Origin of the sequence: Streptomyces malaysiensis subsp. samsunensis, assembly GCF_024519315.1 — a bacterium.
GTDB classification, from domain to species: Bacteria; Actinomycetota; Actinomycetes; order Streptomycetales; family Streptomycetaceae; genus Streptomyces; species Streptomyces malaysiensis.
Window position 1 is genome coordinate 237881 of record NZ_JANIIC010000005.1, and the last position, 25417, is coordinate 263297.

Below are 25417 nucleotides of genomic sequence, written 5' to 3' on the forward strand. Positions count from 1 at the left end.
CCGTGCCTGACACTCCACAGCCTGCCGGGCGGCGGGACGGCATCGTGCGCGCGGCCGTCGGCGTCTTCCTGCGCTTCGGGCCCCGCAAGACCTCGATGGACGATGTGGCCCGCGCCGCGGACATCTCCCGGCAGGGTCTCTATCTGCACTTCAAGACCAAGAACGCCCTCTTCCGGGCGGTCGTGGCCCAGATGCTCGACGACCTGCGCGGGGCGACCTGGCAGGCGCTCGGGCGGGCGGACCACACCGTCGAGGAGCGTCTCGCCGGAGCGTTCGAAGCCTTCCACGCCGTCACCGTCGAGATCGTCGACCGGGAGACCTACGCCGAGACGCTGCGGGCCGCGCAAGCCTTCGCCGCGGCCCCGATGAGCCGGCTCGAACACGACCTGGTCACCGATGTCGCCGCGCTGCTGACACAGAGCGGGCGCGCCAACGCGTGGGAGGCGGCCGGGTTGTCCGCCACCGACGTCGCCCAGCACCTCTTCGACGCCTCGGCCGGAGCCAAGTACGAGTCGGCGTCGCTCGACGAGTACCGCCGGCGACTGCGCGTCTCCGTACGCGTCGTCACTCGTCCATAGGGTCACCACGCCCACCGCCGCGGGCGGTGTTCTTTATGAACGGAACTCCCTGCTCAATGGTGTTGCGGGTCGGGCCTCCCTAGCATCGCAACGCCTGGCGCAAGGGAGCGCCACTGAGGTCAGGAGCATCGCTTTGCACAGCTCAAGACGGAACGCGCCTTCTCTTCCACGGCCGTTGGCGCGCATGCGGCGTACGGTCGCGTTGACCGCCGGCATCGCGGGCGTCGTCGCGGGGACACTGGTCCAAACCGGCCCGGCCCAGGCGGCCGAGTCGCGCCCCGCACCGGTCTCATGCCCGGCGAGCATTGGCGACAAGGCCACGTGTTACACCGGCCAGGACGACAACGGGGCCTACTACGCGATCGCCGTTCCCAAGAAGTGGAACGGGTCGCTGGTCGTACACTCCCACGGCGGCCCCGACCTGGGCGATGGCTCCGATCCCGAGCGGAGCGTCGGCGATCTGGACCGCTGGTCGGTGATGGTGTCCGAGGGCTATGCCTGGGCGGGCTCGTCCTACCGGCGAGGTGGCTATGGAACGCGCATGGCGGCCGCCGACACGGAGAATCTGCGCCGTCTGTTCGTGGACGAGTTCGGCAAGCCCGAGCGGACCTACGTACACGGCCAGTCCTGGGGCGGAAACGTGGCCGCCAAGGTCGTGGAGACGTACGGGAAGAAGAACGGTCCCTACGACGGGGCCCTCCTCACCAGCGGTGTCCTGGGCGGCGGCTCCCGGGGCTATGACTACCGCGTCGATCTGCGGGTGGTCTACCAGTACTACTGCCAGAACCTGCCTCGCCCCGATGAGCCCCGGTACCCGCTGTGGCAGGGGTTGCGTCCCACCTCGACCCTGACGACGGCCGGGCTGCGCGCCCGCCTCCAGGAGTGCACCGGCTACGCCTCCGCCCCCGAGGAACGCACCGAGCGGCAGCAGCGCAACCTCGACGACATCCTCGCCGTCACCCGCCTCCCGGAGCGGACGCTGGAGTCGCATCTGCGCTTCTCGGTGTTCACCTTCCGCGACATCGTGCACAACCGGCTCCGCGACCGTAATCCCTTCAGCAACAAGGGCGTGTGGTACTCCGGTTCACATGACGACAAGGCGCTGAACGCGGGTGTCGAGCGCTTCTCCGCCGACCCGGCCGCTCGGCGTGATCTCTCCTACGACAGCGACCTCACCGGGCAGATCGCCATCCCGGTGCTGACCATGCACGCCATCGACGACCCCACGGCGTTCGTCGAGCACGAGTCGGCCTACCGGGCGACCGTCGATGGCGCGCACCGTGGGGAGAACCTCGTGCAGACCTTCACCAAGGAAAGCGAACACAGCGAGCTGAGCGACTCTGAGTACGCCGACTCCATCGCCGCGCTGGACTCCTGGGTGCGCACCGGAAAGCGGCCGACCCCGCGGTCCATCGCGTCCTCCTGCGCCACGTACGACCACGTCTACGGCACCGGGTGCTTCTACGACGCCGGTTTCGGTCCCAAGCCCTACGCCTCTCGTGTCCGGCCGCGGCCGGGAGGGCTGTCCTGGCCGGCCATGACATCCGCCCAGGAGAGGGCCTGGAGCCGGATCGACGGTGTGGGCATCGCTCCCTGACGATGCCACGGTGTGCGGGGCCGGCGCCGATACCGCGCCGGCTCCCGCAACGCCCGCGCCGAAATCGCATCGGCCCCACCACGCCCGCGCCCGCGCGCGCCGATATGACGTCGGTCCCCACCACACCCGCGCCGATTTCGCGTCGGCGTCCGCGGCCCCCGCGCCGAAATCGCATCGGCCCCCGCGGCGCCTCACGCCTTCTTTCCGCGGCGTCTGGTCACGGCCAGAAGTTCCGCCGCGGGGCCGGCGGGGACGCGGCCCGAAGCCCAGACGGCGCGCAGCACACGGCGCAGTTCGATGCCCTCGACCTCCACCGACACCAGGCGGCCGTCGGCGAGGTCGGCCCGTACCGCGAGTTCGCTGATCACCGCCGGACCGGTTCCGGCGATCACGGCATTGCGTACGGCGGTCGCCGACCCCAGCTCCAGCAGACACAGCGGTTCGCCCACACCGGCCTTGCGCAGCGCCTGGTCCAGGGTCTCGCGGGTGCCCGACCCGCGTTCGCGCACCACCAGCGGCGCGGCCGCGAGTTCGGCGACGCCCAGCGGACGGCGGCGGCGCGTCCAGGGGTGCCCCGGGGCGACCACCACGAGCAGCCGGTCGGTGGCCACCTGCCGGGCCGACAGCCCCGCCGGGGCCTGCGGTGACTCGACGAACCCGAGGTCCGCCGCGCCGCCGCGCAGCAGTTCCGGGACCTGTTCGCTGTTGGTCACCTGGAGACCGACGTACAGCTCCGGCCGAGTGCGGCGCAGCTCCCCGATCCAGCCCGGCACCAGATGCTCGGCCACGGTCATGCTGGCCGCCACCCTCAGTTCGGCGTCCCGCTTCGTACGCAGCGCCTCCGCGCCGGTCAGCAGCCCCTCCAGCTCCCGCAGGACCCCCTGGGCCCAGCCCGCCACGGCCCGGCCCGCGTCGGTGAGCTCCGATCCCCGCCGGGTCCGGTCCACCAGCACCAGGCCCAGCCTGCGCTCCAGCATGGACAGCCGCTTGCTCGCCGACGGCTGCGCCAGTCCGAGCCGCGCCGCCGCGCCGCTCAGGCTCCCCACGTCACCGACGAGGACGAGCAGCCGCAGCGACTCCAGATCCGGCAACCGGCTCATAGCTTCCTCATGGCCCCAGGGTATGGGCCGGGCCCGGTCGGCAGTCATTCCCCTTGGCTATGACCTCCTCGCGATCTCGGGGCTACAGCCCAGGTCCGGAGCGCAGCAGAGTCGGACCATGAGCGAAGATCCGGACTGTCAGGTCCCGCTGGAGGTCCCCGTACGACCGGAGGCCGAACCGACGCGGGCGTCCCGGCCCACCGTGCGTCGCGCCGAGCCGCCCCGACCGCCCATGGGCCGGGGGGCCGCCGCTCTCGTACCCGGTCTGGCCCTCGCCCTGGCTCTCGCGGTGGCGGGCACGGCGGTGGGGAAGGAGTTCCCGCTCATCGGCGGCCCGGTGACCGGGATCGTCCTCGGTGTGCTGCTGGCCGCCGTGGTGAGGCCAGGAGCACGGTTGCTTCCGGGCATCGGTTTCGCGAGCAAGCGGGTGCTGCCGGTGTCGGTCGTCGTCCTGGGCTCGCAGCTGTCGCTGGGCCGGCTGGTCCAGGTGGGCGCGGACTCGATTCCGGTGATGATCGGCTCGTTGGCGGTCTGTCTGATCGCCGCGTACGGCATCGGCCGGTGGCTCGGCATAGCCCGGGACCTGCGCACGCTGATCGGCGTGGGCACGGGCGTCTGCGGCGCGTCGGCGATCGCGGCGACCGCCCCGGTCATCGGCGCGGCCGGGGTCGAGGTGGCCTACGCGGTCTCCACCATCTTCTTGTTCAACATCGCCGCCGTGCTCACCTTCCCGCTGGTCGGCCATCTGCTGGGGATGGGTCAGCACGGCTTCGGACTCTTCGCGGGCACGGCGGTCAATGACACGTCCTCGGTGGTCGCCGCCGCCACCGCGTACGGTCCGACCGCGGCGAACTACGCGGTCGTCGTGAAACTCACCCGCAGCCTCATGATCATCCCGATCTGCCTGGGACTGGCCTGGCTGGTGGGCCGCCGTGACCGTGCCGCGTCGAAAGCCACGGTCCGGCCCCGGCTCCGGGTGGTCAGGCTGGTACCCGGGTTCCTGATCGGCTTCCTGCTGATGACCACGGCGAACAGCGTGGGCCTCATCCCGGCCGCCGCCCACCATGGACTCGGCGAGCTCTCGGTCTTCCTCATCACCGTCGCGCTCTCCGCGACGGGCCTGTCCACCGACCTCACCGCACTGCGCCGCACCGGCCCCCGGCCGCTCATCCTCGGTGGCTGTCTGTGGGTGGTGGTCTCGGCCACCAGCCTCGTGCTCCAATTCCTGACCGGTTGACCCATGTCGATGTCGGGCAATGCGCGGCCGCCACAGTCGCGGGGTGCGACCGCCGGGGTCGGTGACTCGGTGTCCCGGCGACTCGGGAGCAGGCTCAGGGCCGAGGCCGCGCCGAGGGGCCGGGCAGGACCGTCACCTCGGCGGGGCCGAGCGGAACACGCTCATCGCCGCAGGTGACGACGGCGCGCACCGGCGCACCGCACTCCGCGTGCCGAACGTCCAGGACCGGGCCCTCGGGGTCGGCGGCGTGCTGATCACCCCATTGCCGCAGGGCCATCAGCACCGGCCAGAGATCCCAGCCCTTGGATGTGAGGCGGTACTCGTTCCGGGCCCGGCTCCCGGGCTCCTGGTAGGGGGTGACCTTCAGGATCCCCGCTGTCACCAGCTTCCGGAGCCGGTCGGTGAGGACCGACTCCGAAAGCCCGATATGGCGGTGGAAATCCTCGAAACGCCGGACGCCGTTGACCGCGTCGCGCAGCAGGAGAAGCGTCCACTTCTCGCCCACGATGTCGAGCGTCCGCTGGATCGGGCAGTTCTCGGTGCTGATGTTCAGCCAGTTCACACGGCCATCATAGGCTGACTGCGAGATTGACAGCCAGACGCCCGCGGGCTAGCGTCGATCAAGAAACCAGCCGGGGAGGTCAACAGCATGGGACGCTCGCGAACGTACGAGTGGGAGGACCCGGCCGTATCGGCGGCGGCCATCGGCACACTCACCGGCCTGGAGACGCTACGGAGCATCGCCTCCGGCGCCATTCCCCCGGCACCGATCAGCGCCACGCTGGGCTTCACCCTCACCGAGGCCGAGCACGGGCGCGTGGTGTTCTCCCTGAGCCCCGGCGAAGAGCACTACAACCCCCTGGGCAGCGTGCACGGCGGTGTCTACGCCACCCTGCTGGACTCGGCGTCCGGATGCGCCGTGCACTCCACACTGCCGGCCGGCGTCGGCTACACCTCCCTGGACCTGACGGTGAAGTTCCTTCGGCCGGTCACCGTGGACACCGGCGAGATCCGCGCCGTGGGCACCGTCCTCAGCAGTGGCCGCCGCACCGCGCTCGCCCAGGCCGAGCTGTTCGACGAGGCGGATCGTCTGCTCGCACACGCCACCAGCAGCTGCATGATCTTCCCGCTGCCCTCCCGCGACCCGGCGCGGGACGGACAGCACACGTAGCCCCCCTTCCAGCCCTCGGACATCTGGGGCTCGGCCCGATCCTGCGGTGGCTCAGCGACACGTCGGCGTCTCTTGGACTGGTGCGGGCCGCAGCTGCTCCAGGAGTTCGGACCGCCGCCGGTGGTAGGCGTCGACGTTGTCCAGCTTGATCCGCTCATAGCCGCGCACCATGTCGGGGAGTTCCGCCAGCTCCACCACGGCGTCGAGATCGGTGGCGGGCCTCGCGGCGGCCAGGGCTCCCAGGACGGTTTCGCGGTACTCCTGGATCAGCGCGCGCTCGACGCGGCGGACGTGTGCGTAGCCGAAGGCGTCCGCCTCCGCGACCCACTCGGCGCCGCCCATGGCGAACCCTCCGGCCACGGCGAGCGCGGGCGCCGGGCGCCGCCAGGCCGGGACGATCGCGCACGCCGCGAGCAGGGGCAGGGCGAGCCAGACGCCGTCGGAGAAGCGGAAGCAGGTGGCGGCGGCAACCATGGCGCCGAGGCCGAGCAGGGCCCGCCGCCGCTCATGGAGGTGTACGGCGCGCAGGAACCAGCCGACGGCCGCCACCGCGGACAGGGCCACCCACAGATTGGGCATGACCTGCGGCCCGTAGAGCACGGTGGTCCACAAGCTGGCGAACAGCAGCGCGGCCAGGGCGGTACGCGCACGGCCGAGCAGCGGCTGCCAGACGCGGTAGGCCGCGTACAGGGCGGCGGCGGACAACAGCGCCAGGACGATCCGGAGCACGGTGGTGGAGTGGGTGACGGCGAGCACGGGGGCGGCCAGCAGGCTGATGCCGCGCGAGCGCGGGGCGCTGAAGTACGCCGCCGGACGGCCCGGATCGACCTGGGAGACGTACACCGTTTCGTCCCAGCCCAGCCCCAGGTGCGGGACCACGAGGGCGAGTTGGGCCACCGCATAGGCGAGGGCGACCAGCGCCGGCCACGGGATCCGGCGTGGCGGCCGCGGGACCGCGCTCACCACGGTCACGCGGAGAGCACCCCGGTGCCCAGCAGGCCGAGCAGCAGCAGCCCGACGGCGACGCGGTAGACGACGAACGCGTTGAAGGAGTGCTTGGCGACGAACTTCAGCAGCCAGGCGATCGAGGCGTAGGCGACCACGAAGGAGACGGCGGTGCCCACCACGAGCGGGGCGCTGCCGACCCCGGCGCCGACGGCGTCCTTCAGTTCGTACAGGCCCGCGCCGGTCAGCGCCGGGATGCCGAGGAAGAAGGACAGGCGGGTGGCGGCCACCCGGTCCAGGTCCAGGATGAGCGCGGTGGACATGGTGGCGCCGGAGCGGGAGAAGCCGGGGAAGAGCAGCGCGAGAATCTGCGAACAGCCCACCAGCATGGCGTCCTTGAAGCTGGTGTCGTCCTCGCCGCGTTTGTGGCGGCCCATCTGGTCGGCCACCCACATCACGGCCGACCCGGCGACGAGGGAGCCGGCGACCACCCACAGGGACGCGAGCGGGCCCTCGATGAACGGCTTCGCGGCCAGGCCCACGATCACGATGGGGATGGTGGCGTAGATGACCCACCAGGCGAACTTGTAGTCGTGGTGGTGCCGCTGCTCACGGTCGGCGAGTCCGCGGCCCCAGGCGGAGACGATCCGCACGATGTCCTTGAAGAAGTACACGAGCACCGCGGCGATCGCGCCGACCTGGATGACGGCGGTGAAGCCGACCACGGATGTGTCGTCGACCGGAATGCCCATCAGCCCTTCGGTGATCTTCAGATGACCGGTGGAGGAGACGGGCAGGAACTCCGTGATGCCTTCGACGATGCCGAGGATGGCCGCCTGGCCGATGCTGATGGCACTCATCTGGATCCGTTTCTGTGAGGGCTGGGACGAGCCGTGTCCGCGGGGGAACGGCGCGGCGCGGTACGACCGCGAGGAGGTCCCCGCGGTATGGCCGCGGGGGGGGCGTTACGACCGAATGGGACAGCGTTACGACCGCGGGGGACGGGACAGCGTTGCGGCCGCGGGTGGTGGCAGGGGCTCAGCGGCGCAGGTGGCGCAGGGCCCGGCCCGCGCGACCGCGCCAGCGGGCCTTGCGGCGCTGCCAGGCGCGGGCGGAGCGGGTGGCGGCGAGGTCGCCGAACAGTTCCTCGTAGGCGTGGGCGACGGGGGCCGGATCGAAGCGGCCGGCCGCGGCGCGGGCGGCCTCGCCCATGCGGTGGCGGGCGGGCTCGTCGGCGATCAGGTCGCACAGCGCGACGGCCAGCGCCTGCCGGTCGCCCATGGGGACCAGGCGGCCGTCGACACCGTCGTTGATGATCTCGGCGGGGCCGAGCGGGCAGTTGGTGGTGACCACCGGTTTGCCACAGCGCATCGCCTCGACCAGCGTCATGCCGAAGGACTCCGCGTCGGAGGCGGAGGCGACGATCGACGCCTTCGCGAACTCGTCCTCGATCGGGGACACCGCGCCCATCAGCGCCGCCCGGTCCCCCAGGCCCTGCTCCTCGATCAGCCGCTGGAGCCGGTCCTTGTCGGCGCCCGCGCCATAGATGCGCAGCGACCAGTCCGGATGCTTGGCGGAGGTGTCGGTGAACGCCTCGATGAGCAGGTCGAACCGCTTGGCGCGCACCAGCCGTCCGGCCGCGGCGATGACGTGGGTGCCGCCGTCGGCGGGCAGCGGGCCCGGGTCGGGCACGCTGTTGGGTATGGCCAGGATCCGTACGCCCGGCAGCCGCATCCTCGTCCGGTAGACGGCCGCGTCGGCTTCGGTCGTGGTGACCACCGCGTCCAGGTCGCGGTACTGGCCGGCGAGCTGGGCGCGCAGCTTCTTGGGGTGCGTGTCGTGGGTGAGGTGTTCCTGGGCGATGCGCAGCGCCCGGGGCGGGGCGAAGCGGGCCAGGTACACATTGACGCCCGGCCGGGTGCCGATGATCACGTCCGCGTCACAGCTCCGCAGGTACTCCCTCGCCCGCCGGTCGGTGAGGCGGCTGTACTGTTTGTACCGCTTCTCGGCGGTGGGGAAGACCTCGGCCGGCTGGTGCAGCAGCGGGTCGGAGGCGTCCGCGGCGTCCGCGCGCAGGTCGACCAGGGGCACCACCGTCACCCGTGGATCGATGGCGAATCGCGGGTAGGAGCGGTGGCGGAGCATCGATACGACCGTCACCTCGTGCCGGTCGGCGAGCTCGGCGGCGAGATTGAGCGTGGTGCGGATCGTGCCGCCGATCCCGTACACATGGTGAATCAGGAAGGTGATCTTCACTTGGCGCTCCCCGAGGGCCGAGCGCGTATGCCATCGGCGAGGGAGCCGCCCACCGTGCCGAACGCTGTCGGCGGTCGGGCGGCATCCAGCGCATGGAGATCGAGAGGCACCGCAGGGTCCTTTCCGGCCGTGCGCGGCGCAGGGCAGAGTTCTGCCCTGGTACAAGCACATGGCACACTTGACGGACAGCGACTTTTACACCGGTGTAGGAGTCCTACACGACTGTAAAAGATAAGAGGGAGGAACGCCAAAACCCATGGGCGCCCATACGCCAGGACGCGGCTCCAAGCGGCCCAACGGCGCGCGCGAGGCCGAGATCCTCGATCTGCTACAGCGGGCCGACGGCGCGCTGACCCCCCGCGAGGTCACCGAACGCATCGGCGGCGGGCTGGCCTACAACAGCGTGGTGACGATCCTCACCCGTATGCACACCAAGCAGCTGCTCACCCGCACCCCGCGCGGCCGGGCCTACGCCTACGCCCCCGTGACCGACGACCCCGGCTTCGCCGCCCGCCGTATGCGATCCGTCCTGGAGGAGCGATCCGACCGCCAGGACGTCCTGGCCCGCTTCGCCGACGGCCTGTCCACCGCCGACGCGGACCTGCTGCGCCAACTGCTCGAACCCGACCAGTAGCGAAGAGGCCGTCCGGATGCGCATCGCCGTCTACATACCCCTGCTGCTGTCCCTGCTCGCGCCCCTCGGCGCCCGCCCCCTGTCGGAGCGGTGCGAACCCCGCCTGGCGACGTGGCTGCTCACCGTCTCGGCCCTCGTACTGGGCACGGCGACCACCATCTCCCTGGGGCTGCTGGCCGTCACCGGGCTGATCCGCCTCCCCGAGCTGGCCACCCTCGGCCACTGGTCGGCCCACGACGCTCAGCACGACGACCCCGCCGAACTGTCCGTCGCCATGATCGCCGGACTGCTGCTCGGCGCCGCCGTGCTCATGGCCGCCCGGATGCTCTGGCGGCGTGCCCGCACCCTGGCCGCCGCCGTCCTGGAAGCGGAGTGCATGCCCACCGAAGACGGCCTGGTCGTGGTCGAGGACGAGGCCCCGGACGCCTTCGCGATCCCCGGCCTGCCCGGCCGCGTCGTCGTCTCCACCGGCATGCTGCGCACCCTGGACGAGACCGAGCGCCATATCCTGCTCGCCCATGAGCGCGCCCACCTGAGCGCGCACCACTACGCCTTCGTCGCCCTGGCCCAGCTCGGCGCCGCCGCCAATCCGCTGCTGCGCCCCCTCGCCACGGCCGTGTCGTACACCATCGAACGGTGGGCCGATGAGAACGCGGCCACCGCCACCGGCGACCGCACCCAGGTCGCCCACACCGTGGCCAAGGCCGCCCTCGCCGCCCACCACACCCCCGCCCGCGCCGCCGGCGTCGGCCTGGCCATCTTCGGCCGCCGCGGCCCGCTCACCGCCGCCGGCCCCGTGCCCCGCCGGGTCGCGGCCCTCCTGGCGCCGCCCTTCGGCCGCCATCCCGTCCTCGCCGCCGCGACCGTCGTCGTCCTCGCGGCCACGGCCCTTTCCACCGCCGAAGCCGCCCACGACCTCCACCTCCTGCTGGAGGCCGTCGGCGCCTGACAGGCCCGGACGACCGCGGGCCGGGCGCGTCCCCGTACCGCGGCCGCCTCCCCGTACCCCGGTACCCCTCGCCGTACAACCAAGGGACCACGCACGGCCGTCCCATCACCCCGTAGACGGAGGGGAGTTGAGGCCGTGCGACCGATGTCGTCCGACGCACACCACCTGAATGATCGTTCCTGTCCCAATCCGCAAGCGGAAGGAACGATTTCGTGCGTAGACGAGGTCTGGCGCCCCTATTGGCTGTCAGTGTCACGGCAACGCTGGCTCCCGCGCTCGCCACCTCCACGGCCGACGCCGCCGAGGTCGGCGCCGCCCCGGCAGCCGCCACCGGGAGCGCCCTGGACCAGTACGTCGAACAGAAGCCGAAGTGGCAGCGGTGCGAGGCCGACCTGCCGGCGGAATACCAGTGCGCGACGATCAAGGTGCCGCTGGACTACCGGGTTCCCGGCGGCAAGCGGATCGACATGGCCATATCCCGGATCAAGAGCACCGCACCGGACCAGCGGCACGGTGTTCTGCTCGCCAATCCCGGCGGCCCCGGCGGGCCGGGGCTCGACATGCCGATGCTGATGAAGGAGTCGCTGCCCGAGTCCGCGCGGCAGAAGTACGACCTCATCGGCTTCGACCCGCGTGGCGTGGGCCGGAGCACCCCCGTCACCTGCGGTCTGGAGCCGGAGGAGGAGAACTGGCTGCGGCCGTACAAGGAAGCGACGTTCGACAAGGACGTGGCCTGGGCGCGCGATGTCGCGCGCAAGTGCCGTGAGAAGTCGGGCGCCACGCTGAAGCACATCACCACGCGCAATACGGTGCGCGACATGGACCTGCTGCGGGCGGTGCTCGGCGAGAAGAAGGTCTCGTACTTCGGCTACTCGTACGGGACCTACCTCGGCGCCGTCTACACCCAGATGTTCCCGGGCCGGGCCGACCGGTTCGTGCTGGACAGCGCGGTCGATCCGGCGCGCGCCTGGCGGGGGATGATCCAGTGGTGGGCGGAGGGTGCCGAGCCGGCGTTCGACCGGTGGACCGAGTGGGCCGCCGCGCGTTCGGAGCAGTACGGCCTCGGCGACACCCCGAAGAAGGTCGACCGGACGTTCTGGGACCTGGTCCAGCGGGCGGACGAGAAGCCCATCGAGATGGACGGGGAGAAGTACACCGGCGATGACGTCCGGGGCATGATGCGGGGCGCGGTCTTCGGTGTGAAGGAGGGCACCGAACTGGTCGTGGAGCTGAAGAAGGCCGCGGCCGGCGAGCCCGCCTCCGCGAAGAGGCTCCCGGCTCCGGCCGGAACGGCGCGCCCGGCCGCCGACGCCGACGTCCCGTCCGACAACGGCACCGCCGGCTTCTGGACCGTGGTGTGCAACGACAACTCGGCCGCCTGGTCCCGCGACCCCGAGAGCTACCGGCGGGACGCCATCGAGGACAAGGGCCGCTACCCGCTCTTCGGCGACTTCGCGTCCAGCGTCAAGCCCTGCGCGTTCTGGGACAGGTCCGCCGAACCGGCCACCGTCGTGAACAACAAGGTCGGCTCGCTGGTCGTGCAGAACGAATGGGATTCCCAGACCCCGCTGCCGAGCGGTCAGGCCCTGCACGCCGATCTGAAGGGCTCGAAGATGCTGACGGTCCTCGGCGGCGAGGGCCACGGCGTCTACCCGAGCGGCAACGCGTGCGCCGACGGCGAGGTGGAGGACTACCTGACCACCGGCAAGCTGCCGGCGAAGGACGTGACCTGCGAGGCGACGGCCGGCTCGAACGGCGACGCCCGGGAGAACCGGAAGCGGGACGTACTCCCCGGAGCGCCGCTCCCGCAGCGCTCCCCGGACCGCTTCTGACCGACGGCAGGTGACGCGCGGAAGGTGGGGCGGGACCCGCGACGGGTTCCGCCCCATCCGGCCGGCGTCGCGGGATCACCCGGACTTCTCCGGGCCTGCCGTCGCCCATGGGCCGAGGGCGAACCCGCCACGGCGCGATCGTCAACATCGCCTCCAACGGCGGTCTGTACGCGATCCCGCACGCCCCCGCCTACGTGGCCGCCAAGCACGGCGTCGTCGGCCTCACCAAGGCCGCAGCGGTCGACCACGCGCCGGAGAACATCCGGGTCAACGCCGTCTGTCCCGGACCGACCCGCACCGCCGGGTTCGAGAAGGTGGCGGCCGGCACCGATATGACCGCGCGGCAGGAGGCGATCACGCCGCTCGGCCGGCTGGCCACTCCGGAGGAGGTCGCCGCGGCGGCGGTCTGGCTCTGCTCGGACGCCGCGTCCTACGTCACCGGGATCGCGATGTCGGTCGACGGCGGGCGGCGGGCATGAGTGTGATCCGGTCGAGAAGCACCTGGCCACGGAGGTGGTTCCGCGCGGCCGCGGGGTCAGTCGTAGGGGACGACCGCGATGGGGCACGCCGCGTGGTGGAGCAGGGCGTGTGCCACATGGCCGAGGCGCGGGCCGACGGCGGACCGTCGGGAGTGCCGGCCGAGGACCACGAGCCCCGCCCCCACGGCCGATGTGAGCAGCACCTCAGCGGCGTTGCCCATCTCGACATGCTCGGTCACCGGCACCTCCGGGTACTTCTCCCGCCACAGCAGGACCGCTTCCGCCAGCCGTTTCCGCTCACCGGGCTCGATGCCACCGGCCTCGTCGAGGGCCCGCAGATACGGCGTGCCGTACTCGAACACCGGCGGCAGCGCCCAGGCCCGTACGGCGCGCACTCCCGTGCCCCGTGCCGCGGCCGTGGCGAAGGCGAACTCGATCGGCGCGGCCGACTCGGGCGGGTCCTGGACCCCCACCAGCACATCTCCCCCGGTCGGCCCGTGTGCCCGGCCACTTCCCTGCCGCACCAGCACGACCGGGCGGGTGGCCCGGCCGAGCACATGAAGCCCGATGGAGCCGAGCAGGAAACCGGCCACGGCGCCACGGCCCCGTGAGCCCAGCACCAGCATCTCAGAGCCCGCGTCCTGGGCCACCAGGGCCGGGACGGCCGTCTCCGCCATCAGCTCGGTGGAGAGGGGCACATCCGGGTAGCGGGCGGCGAGATCGGCTTCCGCGTCCTCCAGGACCGTGTGGGCCCACTCCTTCCCGGCCTCGGGAGCCTGCGCGGTCCGCGCCGTCCGCGGCGGCGGCATCCAGGCGTGCACCAGGCGCAGCGGCGCATGACGCGACCGGGCCTCGCGCGCCGCCCAGTCGGCGGCGTCCAGGCTCTCGGGCGATCCGTCCAGACCTACGGTGATGGGGCGAGCCATGGGGACTCCTCCTCGATCTCGCGCCTCCAGTGTCCGGCCCCCCGGTCTCCCCCGGCCACTCGAGAACCGCGGGGGTGCGGTCCTCGCGCGCTCCGCCTCCGATTCGCAGGGTGGCGCGGAGGCGCGCAGCATGGACACATCCCGTCGGCGGCATGGACAGCATCCCGTCGGAGGACGCTCCGCCACAGGAGGTCGGCGATGGCGCAGGCACCCGGACAGGAACCGATCGTGGTCGGTCTCGACCCCGATCCGGGCAGACGCGCGGCACTCGACTGGGCCGCGGACGAGGCGGACCGGCGCCGTCTGCCGCTGCTGGTGGCCCTCGCGCAGAACGTGCCGACCCCCGGGTACCGGCCGACGGGCGGGCGGCCGTCCTGGGAGGAGTGGAACGACGCGCTGCACGCGACGGGGGATCGTGTGCTGAAGGAGGCGGTGGCCTCCGTCGAGTCCCGGCATCCCCGGCTGCGGGTGTCGGGGCTGCTGGCCGAGGGGCATCCGGCCTGGGTGCTGCGTGAGCAGGCGCGGAACGCCACGGAAGTGGTGCTCGGTTCGTGGCGTCTGAACGCTCTTCAGGAGCTCTTCGCCTCCTCCGCCGTCACCTTGCCGCTCATCGCCCACGCGCCCTGCCCGGTGGTGGTCGTACCGGAGTCGGAACTCGCTCCCCGGCGGGAGCCGTATTTCGTGGTCGGGGTCGACGGCAGCCGCCACTCCGCGGCCGCGGTCGACTTCGCCTTCGACGAGGCCGCCGTGCACGGCTCGGCCCTGCGGGCGCTCTATGTGTGGCAGCCTCCGCGGCTCGGACTGGTGGACGAGGACGAGGCCGTCCACGAGTGCCGTCGGCTGCTGTCGGAGACCGTCGCCGGGCGTACCGCCGACCATCCGGAGGTGGAACTGCGCCAAGAGGTCGTACCGGGCCACCCGGTGCAGGCCCTGGCGGACGCGTCCGAACATGCCCTCGGCCTGATCGTGGGCACACACGGGCACGGCGGTTTCACCGGCATGCTGCTGGGCTCCGTCAGCCAGGGCGTGGTGCTGCACGCGCGCTGTCCGGTCATCACCGTCCCGCGCGCCTGACCACGGCCACGGCGGATCCGGTGGCTCAGGCCCTGGTGGGGCGGGCGGCGATCTCCCGCAGCAGCTCCATCACCGCCCGCGCGCGGGCGGTCTGGGTCATGCTCTTCACCGAGGCGATCTTGACTTCGAGCGCGGGGCTCTCGTCCCGCAGCTCCAGTTCCGCGATCTCGCCGCCGCCGTAGGTCTGGCTGGTCGCGGGGCGCTGGTTCAGTACGGAGTATCCGAGCCCTCGGGCCACCAGCGACCGTACGGTCTCATAGCTCCGGGTGCGGTAGCGGACATCGGGCGCGGTGCCGGTGGCGGCCACCAGCGAGCGGAAGTAGTCGCGGCTGTGCGGCAGGTCGAGCAGGACGAGCGGTTCCGCGGAGAGTTCGGCCAGCTCCACGCCGCCCTGCCGGGCCAGCGGGTGATCGGCCGGGACGATGACATAGGCCGGGGCCCGCGCGATCGTCTCGCTGCGCAGATCGGGTTCGGCCGGCAGACCGAGGTCGTAGGTGAGGGCGAAGTCGATGCGCCCCGCGCCCAGCGCCTGGACGAGCTGATCCGTCTCCGCCTCCACCACGTCGATCTCGATGCCCGGGTAGTGGCGGGTGCATTCGCTGAACAGGGGCGGCAGATAGTACGGGGCCAGCGTCACGAAGCAGCCGACGGCCACCGGCCCGGAGATGGTCTCACCGTCTCCCCGGGCCTCCCGCTCGACCTCACGGGCGCGGGCCAGCAGCTCCCGGGCGTGCTGCTGAAGCCTCTCCCCCGCGGGGGTCAGGGTCAGCCCCCGGCCCCTGCGGCGGATGAACAGCTGCGCCCCCAGGTCGCGCTCCAGGTTGTGGATGGCCGCGGACACGGCGGACTGCGCGATGTGGAGCTCCCCCGACGCCTCCGTCATCGAACCGCGCTCGGCGGCGACGAGGAAGTAGCGGAGCTGGAGGAGGGTGAAACCCACCGGTGACGTCATGCGTGACCCTCGCGCCTGGTGATCCGTGTCCGTATCGACGCCGACCCTATACGGCCGGCGCCTCATGACGCTCGGAGGGCGGGTCGGAGACGTCCTCGGGGCGCAGCAGGGCGGAACCGGCGGTCTCCTTCAGGGACAGCGCGGCGATGAGCCCGCCGGCGGCGAACACCATCAGATAGGGGCCGGGCACCAGGGTGGAGCCGGTCGCGGAGATGAGCACGGTCATCAGATACGGCACCGTGCCGGCGAACAGGGCGGCGGTGATGTTGTAGGCGATGGACAGGCCGCTCTGGCGGGTGCGGGTGGGGAAGATCTCCGCCGACCACACCGCGTAGGTGCCGAGGATCGCGGCGAGGATCGCGCCGAGCAGCAGACCGGCGATCCAGGTTCCGGCGAGCCCGCCGCGCATCAGGAGGAACGCGGGGGTGGAGAGGACCAGGAGGGCCGCGGTGGCCCCGACGAAGACCGGTTTGCGTCCCACCCGGTCGGACAGCAGCCCGAACACCGGGACCAGCACCAGCCCCAGCAGCGAGATCACCGTGGACAGCAGGGCGGCGCTGCCCGCCGAGTGCCCCAGGTGGTCGGTCTCGTAGGTGACCAGGTATGTCAGCACCGCGTAGAAGGGCACATGCATGGCCGCCATCAGGCCCGCCGCCTGGAGCAGCTGCGGCTTGTGGTGGCGGAACAGCTCCCGTACGGGGGTGCGCGCCACGGTGTCGTTGGCTTCGAGCGCCCGGTACTCGGGGGTGTCCTCGATCTTGTTGCGGATGATGAAGCCGATGACGCCGAGCGGCGCGGAGATGAGGAAGGGGACGCGCCAGCCCCAGGCGGTCAGCTGGCTCTCGTCGAGCCCCGTCGACAGCAGCAGATAGACGAACGAACCGGCGAGGAAGCCCAGCAGCGAGCCGACCTCCAGCCAGCTCACCCCGAATCCGCGGCGGCGCCGGGAGGCGGTCTCGGCGAGGAAGCTCGCCGCGCTGCCGAACTCGCCGCCCGCCGCGAATCCCTGGACCAGGCGCAGGATCACCAGGAGCACCGGGGCGGCGACCCCGATCGCGGCGTAGCCGGGGAGCAGACCTATCGTGAGGGTCGCGCCGGACATCATGAAGATGACCAGCGACAGTGTGCGCTTGCGGCCGATACGGTCACCGAGCGGTCCGAACACCATGGCACCGATCGGCCGGATGCCGAAGGACACGGCGAACACGCCGAACACGGCGAGCAGTCCGGTGGTGCCGTTCTCGTCCGGGAAGAACACGGTCGCGACGGTACTGGCGAGATAGGCGTAGGCAGCCCAGTCGAACCAGTGCACGAACACGCCGACGGCTCCCGCGACAACGCTTCTGCGCAGTGCGGCGACGTCGGTGGCCACCTCGACCTCGGCCGTGGTGACGTCGGTGTGAGGAGTGGGCATGCGCGCCTCCTTGGGGAATGGGTGGAAGAAACCGGAGCTGAGCGGGTGCCGCCGGTCGCCGTGCCCTCAGCGCGCGGGCCGGCCGATTGGGGAGGGGGGCTGGGTGAGCACACGGGGTTCCGCCTCGGTCGGTAACCGGCGCTGGCACATCAGGCCGAGCTCCGGTCCACACCGGTCCAGGCCAGCGCCGTCGCCGCGTCGAGCAGGGCCCGCTGGGCCTTCCCGCCCACGCAGAACGCGGCGAACTCGTGCTGGTGGTTGGTGGCGGGCAGCGAGCCGATGCCGATGTAGGGGTGGATGGCGGGCACGACCTGCGAGACGTTGCCCATGTCGGTGGAGGCGCGGTTCATCCGGGCGGCCTGTCCGGGCGGCGCGAACTCCCGTCCCAGGTCGAGGGCGTTCGCGCGGTAGTGGTCGAGAGCGGTCTCGTCGGTGCGGAACTCCGCGTACGGTTTGCTCTCCGGCTCGATCTCCAGCTCGCACCCGGTGGCGAGGGCACCCGCCTCGAAGGCCCGTATGACCCGCGGTTCCAGCTCGGCCAGTTCGGCGAGGGTTTCCGCCCTGACGTACCAGCGGCCGGCGGCCCGCTCCGGGATGGCGTTCGGCGCGTCCCCGGCGTGGGTCACCACACCGTGCACCCGGGCGGAGGCCGGCAGCTGCTGGCGGAGCAGCCCGATCGCGACCTGGGCCACGGTGAAGGCGTCGGCCGCGTTGACCCCGGCCTCGGGGTAGGCCGCGGCGTGCGCGGACTTCCCCGTGTAGGAGATCTTCGAGTGGCTGACCGCGAAGGGGCGCGCCTCGGCGACGTCGACCGGCGCCGGGTGCGCCATCATCGCGAGGTCCACCCCGGCGAAGGCGCCCCGGTCGAGCATCTCGATCTTGCCGCCGCCGCCCTCCTCCGCCGGGGTGCCGTAGACCTCGACGGTGAGACCGGCGTCGTCGGCGACGGCGGCCAGGCCGAGCGCGGCGCCGACCGAGCTCGCCGCGATGAGATTGTGCCCGCACGCATGGCCGAGGCCGGGCAGCGCGTCGTACTCGGCGCACAGCGCGATCCGGACCGGCCCGCCGCCGAACCGGGCGTGGAAGGCGGTGTCCAGGCCCAGGTAGGACGAGGTGACATCGAATCCGGCGCGGTCCAGCAGCTCGGGTACGGCGGCCGCCGCCCGGTGCTCCTCCCAGGCGGTCTCCGGGTCGGCGTGCAGCCGCTCGGACAGGCCGATCAGCTCCTCGGCGTGCCGGTCGACCTCCTGCCGGGCGGCGTCTTTCAGCGCCCTCATCACAGATCGCCCGGTACGCCGTAGGAGGGGGCGGAGGCAGGGTCGAGTCCACGGCGCACATAGTCGTCCCGCTGCGGCAGCCAGACGGCGAGGAGTTCGGCGAGCCGGTCGACGGGGTCGTCGGCCCAGTCCACGCGCAAGTCGGTCACCCGCCAGTCCACGTCCGCGACGACCGCGAGCCCCGCGGAGTGCACCGGCCCCTCCTCGCCGCCGGCCTCGACAGCGGCCTTCAGGGCGGTGACCAGCCGCTCCTCCAGCTCCCCGGTGGCGGCGGCGTACGCGTCGAGGAGGACACCGGGGATGTGCTCGCCACACAGCATGTTGCCGGCCGCCACCGCGCCCTCGGCGGTGGCCGAGGCGTGCCTGCCCAGGGTGTGCGGTCCGCTGAAGGCGAACCCGGGCCCGGAGCGGCCCACCACGGTCAGCTGGCGGTACGCGATGGACTTCGCGTTGCGCGCTGCGCCGGTGACACCGGCCAGGGCGCGTTCCGCGTCGCCGTGGTCCGCCAGCCCCGCCAGCAGGCTGGTGCCGAGCGTGGGGTCGGTGATGTTCTGCGAGGCCGCCGCGCCGACCCCGGGCCGCAGATGGGCGACCCGGGCAGCGACCGCCGGACTCGATGAGCTGGCCACGATGCCGAACCGGTCGCCATCGCGGACCACCAGGGAGAACGTCATGCCCGCACCTCCTCGGGGATCACGGCGACGGCGTCGATCTCGCACAGCCACTCCGGACGGGCCAGCGCCGACACCACCAGACCGGTGGAGATCGGGTGGACCCCCTTGGTCCAGCGGCCCACGGTGCGGTACACCGCCTCGCGATACCGCGGGTCGATCAGATAGATGGTGAGCTTGACCAGGTGCTCCATCCGGCTGCCCGCCTCTTCGAGCAGCATCTTGATGTTCGCCATGGCCTGCTCCGCCTGTGCCTCGGCGTCGCCGACGCCCACCGACTCACTGGTGTCGAGGTCCTGACCGATCTGGCCCCGGACGTACACGGTGTTGCCCGCGACCACGGCCTGGCAGAGGTCGTTGTCGAGGTTCTGCTCGGGATAGGTCTCGCGGGTGTTGAACGGCCGGATCCGGGTGTGCCCGCCGGCGACGATCGGGGCCTTCGCCTGGCGGCCCTCGTTCATGGAGGTCATCGTCCGCTCCTCAGTTCTTCCGGCCCGCCGGGGCGGCGGCGGGCCGGTCGGTGGTGCCGTACGCGAGGTAGGCCCGCTGGGTCGTGATGTGGTCGGCGACGTACCGGGCGTCGTGCCAGACGCCCCAGATGAAGCTCGAGCCGCGGCGGGACTGCCAGGGCAGGCCCAGGAAGTACACGCCGGGCTCGGACGACACACCGCGTCGCTGGTTCGGCCGGCCGTTCCCGTCGAACGCGTCGACCTCGAGCCAGCCGTAGTCGGTGGCGAAGCCGGTCGCCCAGACGATCGAGGTGACACCGGCCCCGGCCAGGTCGAGCTCCAGCCGGGGGTCGGTCACACACTCCGGGTCCGGCCCGAGGACATGGGCCTGTGGCTCCTCGGGCAGATCGAGCCCATTGCGCTCGACATACTCATCGGCCGCCCGGAGGAGCTCGAGATACTTGGCGTCGCCGAGCGCGATGTTGGTGGCCAGATCCGGCGCGAACCGCAGCACGCCCTCGTCGTAGGACGAGGTCAGACCGACGAGCTCGATCCCCTCGGCGGCCAGGGCACGGAAGTCCACGGTGTGGCCGCCGCGAGCGCCGCTGACCGCGATGGTCACATGCTCGGCGCCTCGGGGCGGCGTCTCCGCGTCCCACCGCCCGAGCACCCCGAGCCACCAGCAGAAGTCCCGTCCGCGGTACTCACGGGCCGGACGGTCGTGCGGACCGACGGAGAGGAAGACCCGGCGCCCGGACCGGCGCAGCTCATCGGCGATCTGCACCCCCGAGGACCCGCCCCCGACCACGAGCACCGCGCCCTCGGGGAGCTGCTCCGGGTTGCGGTACCCACTGGAGTGGATCTGCACCGGGACGGCACCGTCCGGGACGATGGGCGGGATCACGGGCCGCTGGAACGGCCCGGTCGCGGCCACGACGAAGCGCGCGTCGATGGCGCCCTCCGACGTCTCGACCCGGAAGCCGGGCCGCCCGGCGTGCCTGCGCACCGAGGTCACCTCGACACCGCACCGGATCGGGGCGCCTATCTTCTCGGCGTACGCGACGAAGTAGTCCGCGACCTGCTCCTTCGAGGCGAAGGCATCGGGGTCGACATCGGAGAACTCCAGCCCCGGGAACCGGTCGTGCCACGCTGGCCCGTTCGCCACCAGGGAGTCCCACCGCTCCGAACGCCACCGCTCGGCGATACGGTGCCGTTCCAGGACGATATGCGGCACGCCATGAGCCCCCAGGTGCTCACTCATGGCCACACCCGCCTGGCCCGCCCCGACGACGACTACGTCAGTCTCTTCACTCAACTTTCAGCCTCCACTCAGGCGGTAGTCCATCCCGGTGTCGCGTTGACTGTGCTACCGCACGAGGGATCCTTGGACATGGCCGTAGTTCTGTCCAACAGATGTTTCCGCTGTAGGCGATCTGATTTATAGATTTGCACCAGCGCCTCGGCCAGCGGGGCGCTCACCGCCCGCAGCGCGGGCAGGTACGGCCAGGCGAACCCGACGTCCCCGCCCGCGCCCCCGTTGGCGACCGACGAGCGCAGCCAGCCCCTCCTCACACCGGGAAATCACCCTCAAGAAGCTCTGGGGTCTCCGCACGCCCGGGTGCCGGGCGGACGCGTGTTCATACGGCGGAGGGGTGGTCCACTCTGCCGTTCACCCCGGCCTTCCGGGGGCCCGGAACGCGCCGTCCCAGGTTGACGAGCCGGTCACGCAGCAGTTCGGAGAGCTCCTGCTGTTCCTGCGGGGTCAGCTTGCCGAGCAGGCCGGCCATCTCCTCCTGCCAGTCGGTCTCCTCCCGGACCAGGCCGGGGTTCTGCACCGACCAGTCGAGCACCTGGCTGACCTGGTCCGGGTGTCTGACCAGCCACAGAGCTGCCAGGGAGACGGGCCCGTTACGCAGGGCCTGGATGCAGAAGTCGTACTCCTCACGGCGATGCGCCGTCCATGAGTACGGCAGGCCGGCGTCCCCCGGCTGCCCCAGGCGCAGTTCGCCATCGGTGTCGCGGGCCTGGACATCCGTGACGCGGTAGGTGAGCCCCACACTCTCCAGACGCTGGGGCGAAGCCAGGTGGTGCATCATCTCGGGGGCGCCAAAGCTGCGACCCCCGGTGGTCTGAGCCTCTTCCATCTGGTGGAGGCACTGGTCGAGGTTCTTGCGTACGACGTCCCATCCGTAGGCCGTCCGGGAGCGCACTACCTGCGCCGGATCGTGCACCCACCACAACACGCGCACATTCACCGATTCCGTGCCATATGCGGTCGGCAGCGCCACGCTCCGGGTTTCGGGCTGTTCTCCGAGCCGGACACGGAAGGCTTCCTCGTAGCCCAGCAGCCGGGGTAGGGAGGGCATCGCACCGTCGGCGGCCATGCCGGGCTCCGTGCCGCGGGGACGCTTGGTACCCAGCACGTGGTGGGCACCCTCCCGATCCCGCAGGACCAGGGCCCGGTCGCGCCGCCCGGACAGACGCTGGCGAAGGATCTCGCGCCACGGCGCGTGCGGGGCGAGGGTGTAGACGGGGCAGCTGTCCTCGGTTGTCACGATGTCCTCCCGGATGAGTGCGGGTCGCTGTACGGGGGTCGCGGCGCCGGCTCGCCCTCGCGCCAGACGTTCAGCGCCCGGCGCGCGATGTCCCGTCCGACCAAATCGGTGTCCTCGTGCCGGTCGATCACCACGAACAGCCGGAACACTCCGTGTCGCATGTCCTGTGCCAAGGCAGTGAGCAGGGTTTCCACGGCCTCCTTCTGCTGTTCGCTCCAGGCGGCCATGCGGCACCACCCGATCAGGTGCCTGGCTGTGGTGTCGAAGGTGTCGTCGTCGTCCAGTGTCCGGTGGACGAGGTCGACGATCTGCCACGCGCACTCTCCCGCGCCCAGTAGCTGTTGCTGGAACCAGGAGGGGTCCGCCAGCAGACGGGGAAAGTTGCGGAGCGCCAGCTCGGCATCGGTCCCCTCCTGGCCCGCCCATTCGGCCAGGTGCCTGAAGACCAGCGTCTGACTGCCCGAGTTGAAGAGACCGACCAGGGCCGAGTCCACCGCCCTGCGCACGGCGCTCTCCCCCTCGTCGTCCAGACCGTGATGGAGACCGCCCAGCAGCCGCATGGCGAGGTCCGGCCGGGAGAGCCCGAAGTCGGTACCACAGGTGTACGCCACGGTGGACCGGAGCTGCTGACTCCGTGCCCAACTCCATTCACGGAGGCGATGCTTGACCTCTGTGGCCAATACGGGATCCTTCGCCGCCACGCCCATCGCATGAGCGGCGATGATCCGACTGCTGCGACGTTCGGACCCGGCGAGGGCGCCGATGTGGCGCAGTGCTCGGCGTCCGCCGCCCCACCCTGCGGCCATGCCCATGACTCGGCCCACCGGCTGCGTAAGCTCCGTCTCGTTCCTGACCGAGTCCATCCACGAAGTCAGCACCTGGGACAGCCGGCCGTACTCACGCCATACGTAGCGGAGTACGGTCTCGGCCTGCCGCTGCCGGGTGAACCGCACCGGTTCCACCGCGAAGGTGTACTGGGAGGTCGCGCGGATCTCCTTGGGCGCGCATTGCGCGCGTACGGAGCGCAGCAGGTCTTCCAGGGATCGACGGAACACGAAGTGCGGGTTGGGCCGAGGCTGTTCCCGCTTGCCCTGATCGCCCGTGCCCTCCTCGGACGGTGGCAGTACGGAATCCAGACGACCCTCTGCCACTTCGAGGAGCCGTTCGGACTCTTCCCTGATGATGCGGTGGTCCAGCCCCTCGAAGACGCAAGTCGCCAGTAGGAAGGCGAGCCCGTCGGAGTCGTCCCGCAGATCCTTGATCAGGTCCGGCACCTCGCCCTCGGCGAGGAAGCTCAGACGGTTCCGGAGGCCCGTGGCGTCCGTACCGTCCTCGCCCGAGTCGACCACCGCGGCGACGAGTTCCGCGACTTCGGCGGGAACCAGCTCCGGTACCAGCAGGTCGTCCAGCAGCCCCGGTTCCAGCCCCGCGAGCAGCAGGTTCCGATGCACCGGGTCCGGTACGGCGGCCCGCAGACGGGCGTCGAACACCGCCCGCGGCGGCGCCGGTCGGCAGACCTGGGGGGTCACATGGAGGTCCCGCTCCAGACGCCGTACGAGTTCGGGGTCTTCCGGCAGCACGATCACCATGCGGGCATTGGCCTGGTGCAGCAGGCTCCGCAGATTGCCCACCATGCCCGGGCGCAAAGGGTACTTGGGCACCAGCCCGTCCACGAGGTACCCGCGGGCGTCGGCATGGGTGGGCCGCCAGGTGGCGAGGTCCATGTCGCTGTCGACCGCGCGCAGCGCCATGCTGCCGCTGTGGCGGTGCAGCAGGTTGAGAGCGGTCGTACGGCGGCCGGAGCCGGGTGCTCCGGTCAGGAAGAGGACACCGCTGTCGAGCTTCCTCAGCCCTTCCGGGAACCACTCCGGCTCCGCGAAGCCGAAGGCCGCGTCCTCGATCTCATCCTCGGAGATGGGGCCTTCGCGCGCCTCCACCCGGTGGGTGCCCGCACCGGTCGTATGGCTGTGGCTGCTCACACGCTGGCCGCCGTGCACAGAGCCCGTGTTGATGTTGCCGTTGGGGGCGTAAATAAACGGTCCCCGGCCGTTGCGGCCGGCACCACCGAACAGGTCGTCGATTCCGGGGATGGAGCCCTCGTCACCGACACCGTCCTCGTCGTCGAATCCGTCCGACTCCCCCTGGCCCGTGGCCTCCGGTTCCTCCCGGGCGGTGTGGTCGTCCCCTTCCTCGGCGGCCGGGGCCTCGGGTTTCCCGGCGACCGGAGCCATGGTGCCGACGGGGAGTTCGGGGCGCCGGTCCCGCTCGCTCATCGGTGCCCCGAGTTCTTGTCGCCGCGGACGGTATCGCCCTGGGTGCCGTGGACCGTACCCGCCTTGCTGCCGCCGAATTGGTCGCCGGCGACGTGTGTGTTGGTGCGCGTGTTGTTGACGCTCTGGCCCCCGTGCACAGTGCCGGTGTTCACGTTTCCGTTGTCGGCCCTGTTCGTGACGGTTCGGGGATCCGCCACGTGGCCAGGGTCGCGCGGGCTGTCCTCGTGCGCCCGCTGGGCCTCCTGGTCCTCGATCACCTGGTCCCCCAGGATCCGACGGTCGTACAGCGTGCCGGAGGGAGCGGGTACGTACAGCCAGGCGCGCTGGGCGAACGACTTGCCTTCCACCGTGGCCGGAACCTCGGTGAAGTAATCGAGATGGCGGCCCGTGTAGCCACTCTCGACCGCGTCCTGGTGGCAGCGGTCCGAGAGGATGGCCGCGACCTGAGTGACGTTCTCACTGGATGCGGCCAGCATCGCCTTGACAGGGCGGGAGTCGAGCAGCCGGTGGGTGTCATTGCGCGGCGTCCCCTTCCCGTCCTCCCGCTCCCCCGAGTCGGTCACCGGCCCGATGTGCAGGCTGACGCGAAGCCGGATGCGTACAGCCCCCATGGAGTGCACGTTGAACTCGGTGAGCACCTCCTGGAGTGTGCTCAGCCAGGGGTGAATGACGAAGGGCATCGCCGTCGGGTCGAAGCCGAACACAAAGCCGTCGCCGGTGGAGTCGGGGAACCGCCTGTCGTTCCAGACGTCCGCGATTCCCGCACGCTCGAACGATCTGGCGAGGAGCTGGGGAATGGCCCGGCTGATGAGGTCGTGCTCGATGGCCGGATAGCCGGTGAAGTCCTTCGCGTCGACGGCCACGATCCCTCGGTAGGGCGGCAGCGGCCGACTGCGGGTGTAGGGCGCGGCGGTCGCCTGGGGCAGCGGCAAATGGGGTTGGAAGTGCTCGGACATCTGGTGCTCCTTCACGGAATCGACGAATGGGACGTGGGCGGTCTGGAACGTCCGCGGGAAACGGATCGAACCGCCGTGTCCCTCGAGGCTCG

Annotated in this window: 23 protein-coding genes and 1 pseudogene; 9 read left to right on the plus strand and 15 right to left on the minus strand. The window is 71.4% G+C overall.

Annotation, left to right across the window (positions count from 1 at the left end; all coding sequences use genetic code 11):
• Window positions 1-2 precede the first annotated feature (2 nt).
• Both NQU54_RS06915 and NQU54_RS06920 read left to right on the plus strand, forming a co-directional pair.
• Window positions 3-578, plus strand: a complete 576-nt coding sequence (locus NQU54_RS06915) for a TetR/AcrR family transcriptional regulator (RefSeq protein ID WP_093700795.1) — start codon at window positions 3-5, stop codon at window positions 576-578.
• Window positions 579-762: 184 nt separating this feature from the next.
• Window positions 763-2175 carry a hypothetical protein gene (locus NQU54_RS06920; RefSeq protein WP_257630265.1) on the plus strand — a complete coding sequence of 471 codons (1413 nt, stop codon included), beginning with the start codon at window positions 763-765 and terminating at the stop codon, window positions 2173-2175.
• A gap of 191 nt (window positions 2176-2366) precedes the next feature.
• Here the strand turns inward: NQU54_RS06920 and NQU54_RS06925 are convergent, their stop codons facing one another.
• Complete coding sequence (locus NQU54_RS06925; protein WP_069861718.1) at window positions 2367-3275, minus strand: LysR family transcriptional regulator; 909 nt, start codon at window positions 3273-3275, stop codon at window positions 2367-2369.
• A 118-nt stretch (window positions 3276-3393) separates the two neighbouring features.
• Here NQU54_RS06925 and NQU54_RS06930 point away from each other — a divergent pair, with 118 nt between their 5' ends.
• Window positions 3394-4512: a YeiH family protein gene (locus NQU54_RS06930; protein WP_257630266.1), complete on the plus strand. Its 1119-nt coding sequence runs from the start codon at window positions 3394-3396 to the stop codon at window positions 4510-4512.
• A 94-nt stretch (window positions 4513-4606) separates the two neighbouring features.
• Here the strand turns inward: NQU54_RS06930 and NQU54_RS06935 are convergent, their stop codons facing one another.
• Window positions 4607-5074 (minus strand): winged helix-turn-helix transcriptional regulator, encoded by a 468-nt coding sequence (locus NQU54_RS06935; RefSeq protein WP_069861714.1) that lies wholly within the window; start codon window positions 5072-5074, stop codon window positions 4607-4609.
• Window positions 5075-5161: 87 nt separating this feature from the next.
• Here NQU54_RS06935 and NQU54_RS06940 point away from each other — a divergent pair, with 87 nt between their 5' ends.
• Entirely contained in the window at window positions 5162-5683 is a 522-nt protein-coding gene (locus tag NQU54_RS06940; RefSeq protein ID WP_257630267.1) for a PaaI family thioesterase, read from the plus strand.
• A gap of 51 nt (window positions 5684-5734) precedes the next feature.
• Here NQU54_RS06940 and NQU54_RS06945 read toward each other — a convergent pair whose 3' ends face one another.
• From NQU54_RS06945 to NQU54_RS06955, 3 genes are all read right to left on the minus strand, one after another.
• Window positions 5735-6655, minus strand: a complete 921-nt coding sequence (locus NQU54_RS06945; RefSeq protein ID WP_257630268.1) for a DUF6537 domain-containing protein — start codon at window positions 6653-6655, stop codon at window positions 5735-5737.
• Window positions 6652-7488, minus strand: a complete 837-nt coding sequence (locus NQU54_RS06950) for an undecaprenyl-diphosphate phosphatase (RefSeq protein WP_069861685.1) — start codon at window positions 7486-7488, stop codon at window positions 6652-6654. The genes NQU54_RS06945 and NQU54_RS06950 overlap by 4 nt, the downstream gene beginning before the upstream one ends.
• Before the next feature lie 178 nt (window positions 7489-7666).
• Window positions 7667-8884 (minus strand): glycosyltransferase family 4 protein, encoded by a 1218-nt coding sequence (locus NQU54_RS06955; protein WP_257630269.1) that lies wholly within the window; start codon window positions 8882-8884, stop codon window positions 7667-7669.
• Between the two features lie 256 nt (window positions 8885-9140).
• On the opposite strand from NQU54_RS06955, the gene NQU54_RS06960 reads away from it, so the two are divergent.
• From NQU54_RS06960 to NQU54_RS06975, 4 genes and pseudogenes are all read left to right on the plus strand, one after another.
• Window positions 9141-9518: a BlaI/MecI/CopY family transcriptional regulator gene (locus tag NQU54_RS06960; protein ID WP_257630270.1), complete on the plus strand. Its 378-nt coding sequence runs from the start codon at window positions 9141-9143 to the stop codon at window positions 9516-9518.
• Window positions 9519-9534: 16 nt separating this feature from the next.
• Window positions 9535-10467: a M56 family metallopeptidase gene (locus NQU54_RS06965; protein WP_257630271.1), complete on the plus strand. Its 933-nt coding sequence runs from the start codon at window positions 9535-9537 to the stop codon at window positions 10465-10467.
• 212 nt (window positions 10468-10679) lie between these two features.
• Window positions 10680-12299 carry an alpha/beta hydrolase gene (locus NQU54_RS06970; RefSeq protein WP_257630272.1) on the plus strand — a complete coding sequence of 540 codons (1620 nt, stop codon included), beginning with the start codon at window positions 10680-10682 and terminating at the stop codon, window positions 12297-12299.
• A gap of 128 nt (window positions 12300-12427) precedes the next feature.
• Window positions 12428-12778: pseudogene (locus NQU54_RS06975) on the plus strand (SDR family NAD(P)-dependent oxidoreductase); the annotation flags it as partial.
• Window positions 12779-12834: 56 nt separating this feature from the next.
• Here NQU54_RS06975 and NQU54_RS06980 read toward each other — a convergent pair.
• A complete protein-coding gene (locus NQU54_RS06980) occupies window positions 12835-13704 on the minus strand; it encodes a universal stress protein (RefSeq protein ID WP_257630273.1) in 870 nt (289 codons plus the stop codon).
• A gap of 198 nt (window positions 13705-13902) precedes the next feature.
• Between NQU54_RS06980 and NQU54_RS06985 the strand changes: the two genes are divergently transcribed.
• On the plus strand, window positions 13903-14778 hold the full coding sequence (locus NQU54_RS06985; RefSeq protein ID WP_257630274.1) for a universal stress protein: 876 nt from the start codon (window positions 13903-13905) through the stop codon (window positions 14776-14778).
• A 25-nt stretch (window positions 14779-14803) separates the two neighbouring features.
• On the opposite strand, the gene NQU54_RS06990 is transcribed toward NQU54_RS06985, so the two are convergent.
• The 9 genes from NQU54_RS06990 to NQU54_RS07030 form a co-directional block, all read right to left on the minus strand.
• Window positions 14804-15730, minus strand: coding sequence for a LysR family transcriptional regulator (locus tag NQU54_RS06990; RefSeq protein WP_257630275.1), 927 nt, complete (start codon window positions 15728-15730; stop codon window positions 14804-14806).
• Between the two features lie 46 nt (window positions 15731-15776).
• On the minus strand, window positions 15777-17144 hold the full coding sequence (locus NQU54_RS06995; RefSeq protein WP_257630276.1) for an MFS transporter: 1368 nt from the start codon (window positions 17142-17144) through the stop codon (window positions 15777-15779).
• Window positions 17145-17293: 149 nt separating this feature from the next.
• Window positions 17294-18421 carry a M20 family metallopeptidase gene (locus NQU54_RS07000; RefSeq protein ID WP_257630277.1) on the minus strand — a complete coding sequence of 376 codons (1128 nt, stop codon included), beginning with the start codon at window positions 18419-18421 and terminating at the stop codon, window positions 17294-17296.
• A complete protein-coding gene (locus NQU54_RS07005; protein WP_093703099.1) occupies window positions 18421-19095 on the minus strand; it encodes a DUF1028 domain-containing protein in 675 nt (224 codons plus the stop codon). Before NQU54_RS07005 ends, NQU54_RS07000 begins: the two co-directional genes overlap by 1 nt.
• Window positions 19092-19562, minus strand: coding sequence for a RidA family protein (locus NQU54_RS07010; RefSeq protein ID WP_187286905.1), 471 nt, complete (start codon window positions 19560-19562; stop codon window positions 19092-19094). The genes NQU54_RS07005 and NQU54_RS07010 overlap by 4 nt, the downstream gene beginning before the upstream one ends.
• A gap of 10 nt (window positions 19563-19572) precedes the next feature.
• Window positions 19573-20856, minus strand: coding sequence for a flavin-containing monooxygenase (locus NQU54_RS07015; protein ID WP_257630278.1), 1284 nt, complete (start codon window positions 20854-20856; stop codon window positions 19573-19575).
• Window positions 20857-21178: 322 nt separating this feature from the next.
• Window positions 21179-22096, minus strand: a complete 918-nt coding sequence (locus NQU54_RS07020) for a hypothetical protein (RefSeq protein ID WP_257630279.1) — start codon at window positions 22094-22096, stop codon at window positions 21179-21181.
• Complete coding sequence (locus NQU54_RS07025; RefSeq protein WP_257630280.1) at window positions 22093-24369, minus strand: hypothetical protein; 2277 nt, start codon at window positions 24367-24369, stop codon at window positions 22093-22095. Before NQU54_RS07025 ends, NQU54_RS07020 begins: the two co-directional genes overlap by 4 nt.
• A complete protein-coding gene (locus NQU54_RS07030) occupies window positions 24366-25325 on the minus strand; it encodes a hypothetical protein (protein ID WP_257630281.1) in 960 nt (319 codons plus the stop codon). Before NQU54_RS07030 ends, NQU54_RS07025 begins: the two co-directional genes overlap by 4 nt.
• Between the last annotated feature and the right edge of the window lie 92 nt (window positions 25326-25417).

Coding starts and splice junctions, on each gene's coding strand:
- NQU54_RS06920 (WP_257630265.1), top strand. CDS start 763: ATGCGGCGTACGGTCGCGTTGACCGCCGGCATCGCGGGCGTCGTCGCG.
- NQU54_RS06925 (WP_069861718.1), bottom strand. CDS start 3,275: ATGAGCCGGTTGCCGGATCTGGAGTCGCTGCGGCTGCTCGTCCTCGTC.
- NQU54_RS06930 (WP_257630266.1), top strand. CDS start 3,394: ATGAGCGAAGATCCGGACTGTCAGGTCCCGCTGGAGGTCCCCGTACGA.
- NQU54_RS06940 (WP_257630267.1), top strand. CDS start 5,162: ATGGGACGCTCGCGAACGTACGAGTGGGAGGACCCGGCCGTATCGGCG.
- NQU54_RS06950 (WP_069861685.1), bottom strand. CDS start 7,488: ATGAGTGCCATCAGCATCGGCCAGGCGGCCATCCTCGGCATCGTCGAA.
- NQU54_RS06960 (WP_257630270.1), top strand. CDS start 9,141: ATGGGCGCCCATACGCCAGGACGCGGCTCCAAGCGGCCCAACGGCGCG.
- NQU54_RS06965 (WP_257630271.1), top strand. CDS start 9,535: ATGCGCATCGCCGTCTACATACCCCTGCTGCTGTCCCTGCTCGCGCCC.
- NQU54_RS06980 (WP_257630273.1), bottom strand. CDS start 13,704: ATGGCTCGCCCCATCACCGTAGGTCTGGACGGATCGCCCGAGAGCCTG.
- NQU54_RS06985 (WP_257630274.1), top strand. CDS start 13,903: ATGGCGCAGGCACCCGGACAGGAACCGATCGTGGTCGGTCTCGACCCC.
- NQU54_RS06990 (WP_257630275.1), bottom strand. CDS start 15,730: ATGACGTCACCGGTGGGTTTCACCCTCCTCCAGCTCCGCTACTTCCTC.
- NQU54_RS06995 (WP_257630276.1), bottom strand. CDS start 17,144: ATGCCCACTCCTCACACCGACGTCACCACGGCCGAGGTCGAGGTGGCC.
- NQU54_RS07000 (WP_257630277.1), bottom strand. CDS start 18,421: ATGAGGGCGCTGAAAGACGCCGCCCGGCAGGAGGTCGACCGGCACGCC.
- NQU54_RS07005 (WP_093703099.1), bottom strand. CDS start 19,095: ATGACGTTCTCCCTGGTGGTCCGCGATGGCGACCGGTTCGGCATCGTG.
- NQU54_RS07010 (WP_187286905.1), bottom strand. CDS start 19,562: ATGACCTCCATGAACGAGGGCCGCCAGGCGAAGGCCCCGATCGTCGCC.
- NQU54_RS07025 (WP_257630280.1), bottom strand. CDS start 24,369: ATGAGCGAGCGGGACCGGCGCCCCGAACTCCCCGTCGGCACCATGGCT.
- NQU54_RS07030 (WP_257630281.1), bottom strand. CDS start 25,325: ATGTCCGAGCACTTCCAACCCCATTTGCCGCTGCCCCAGGCGACCGCC.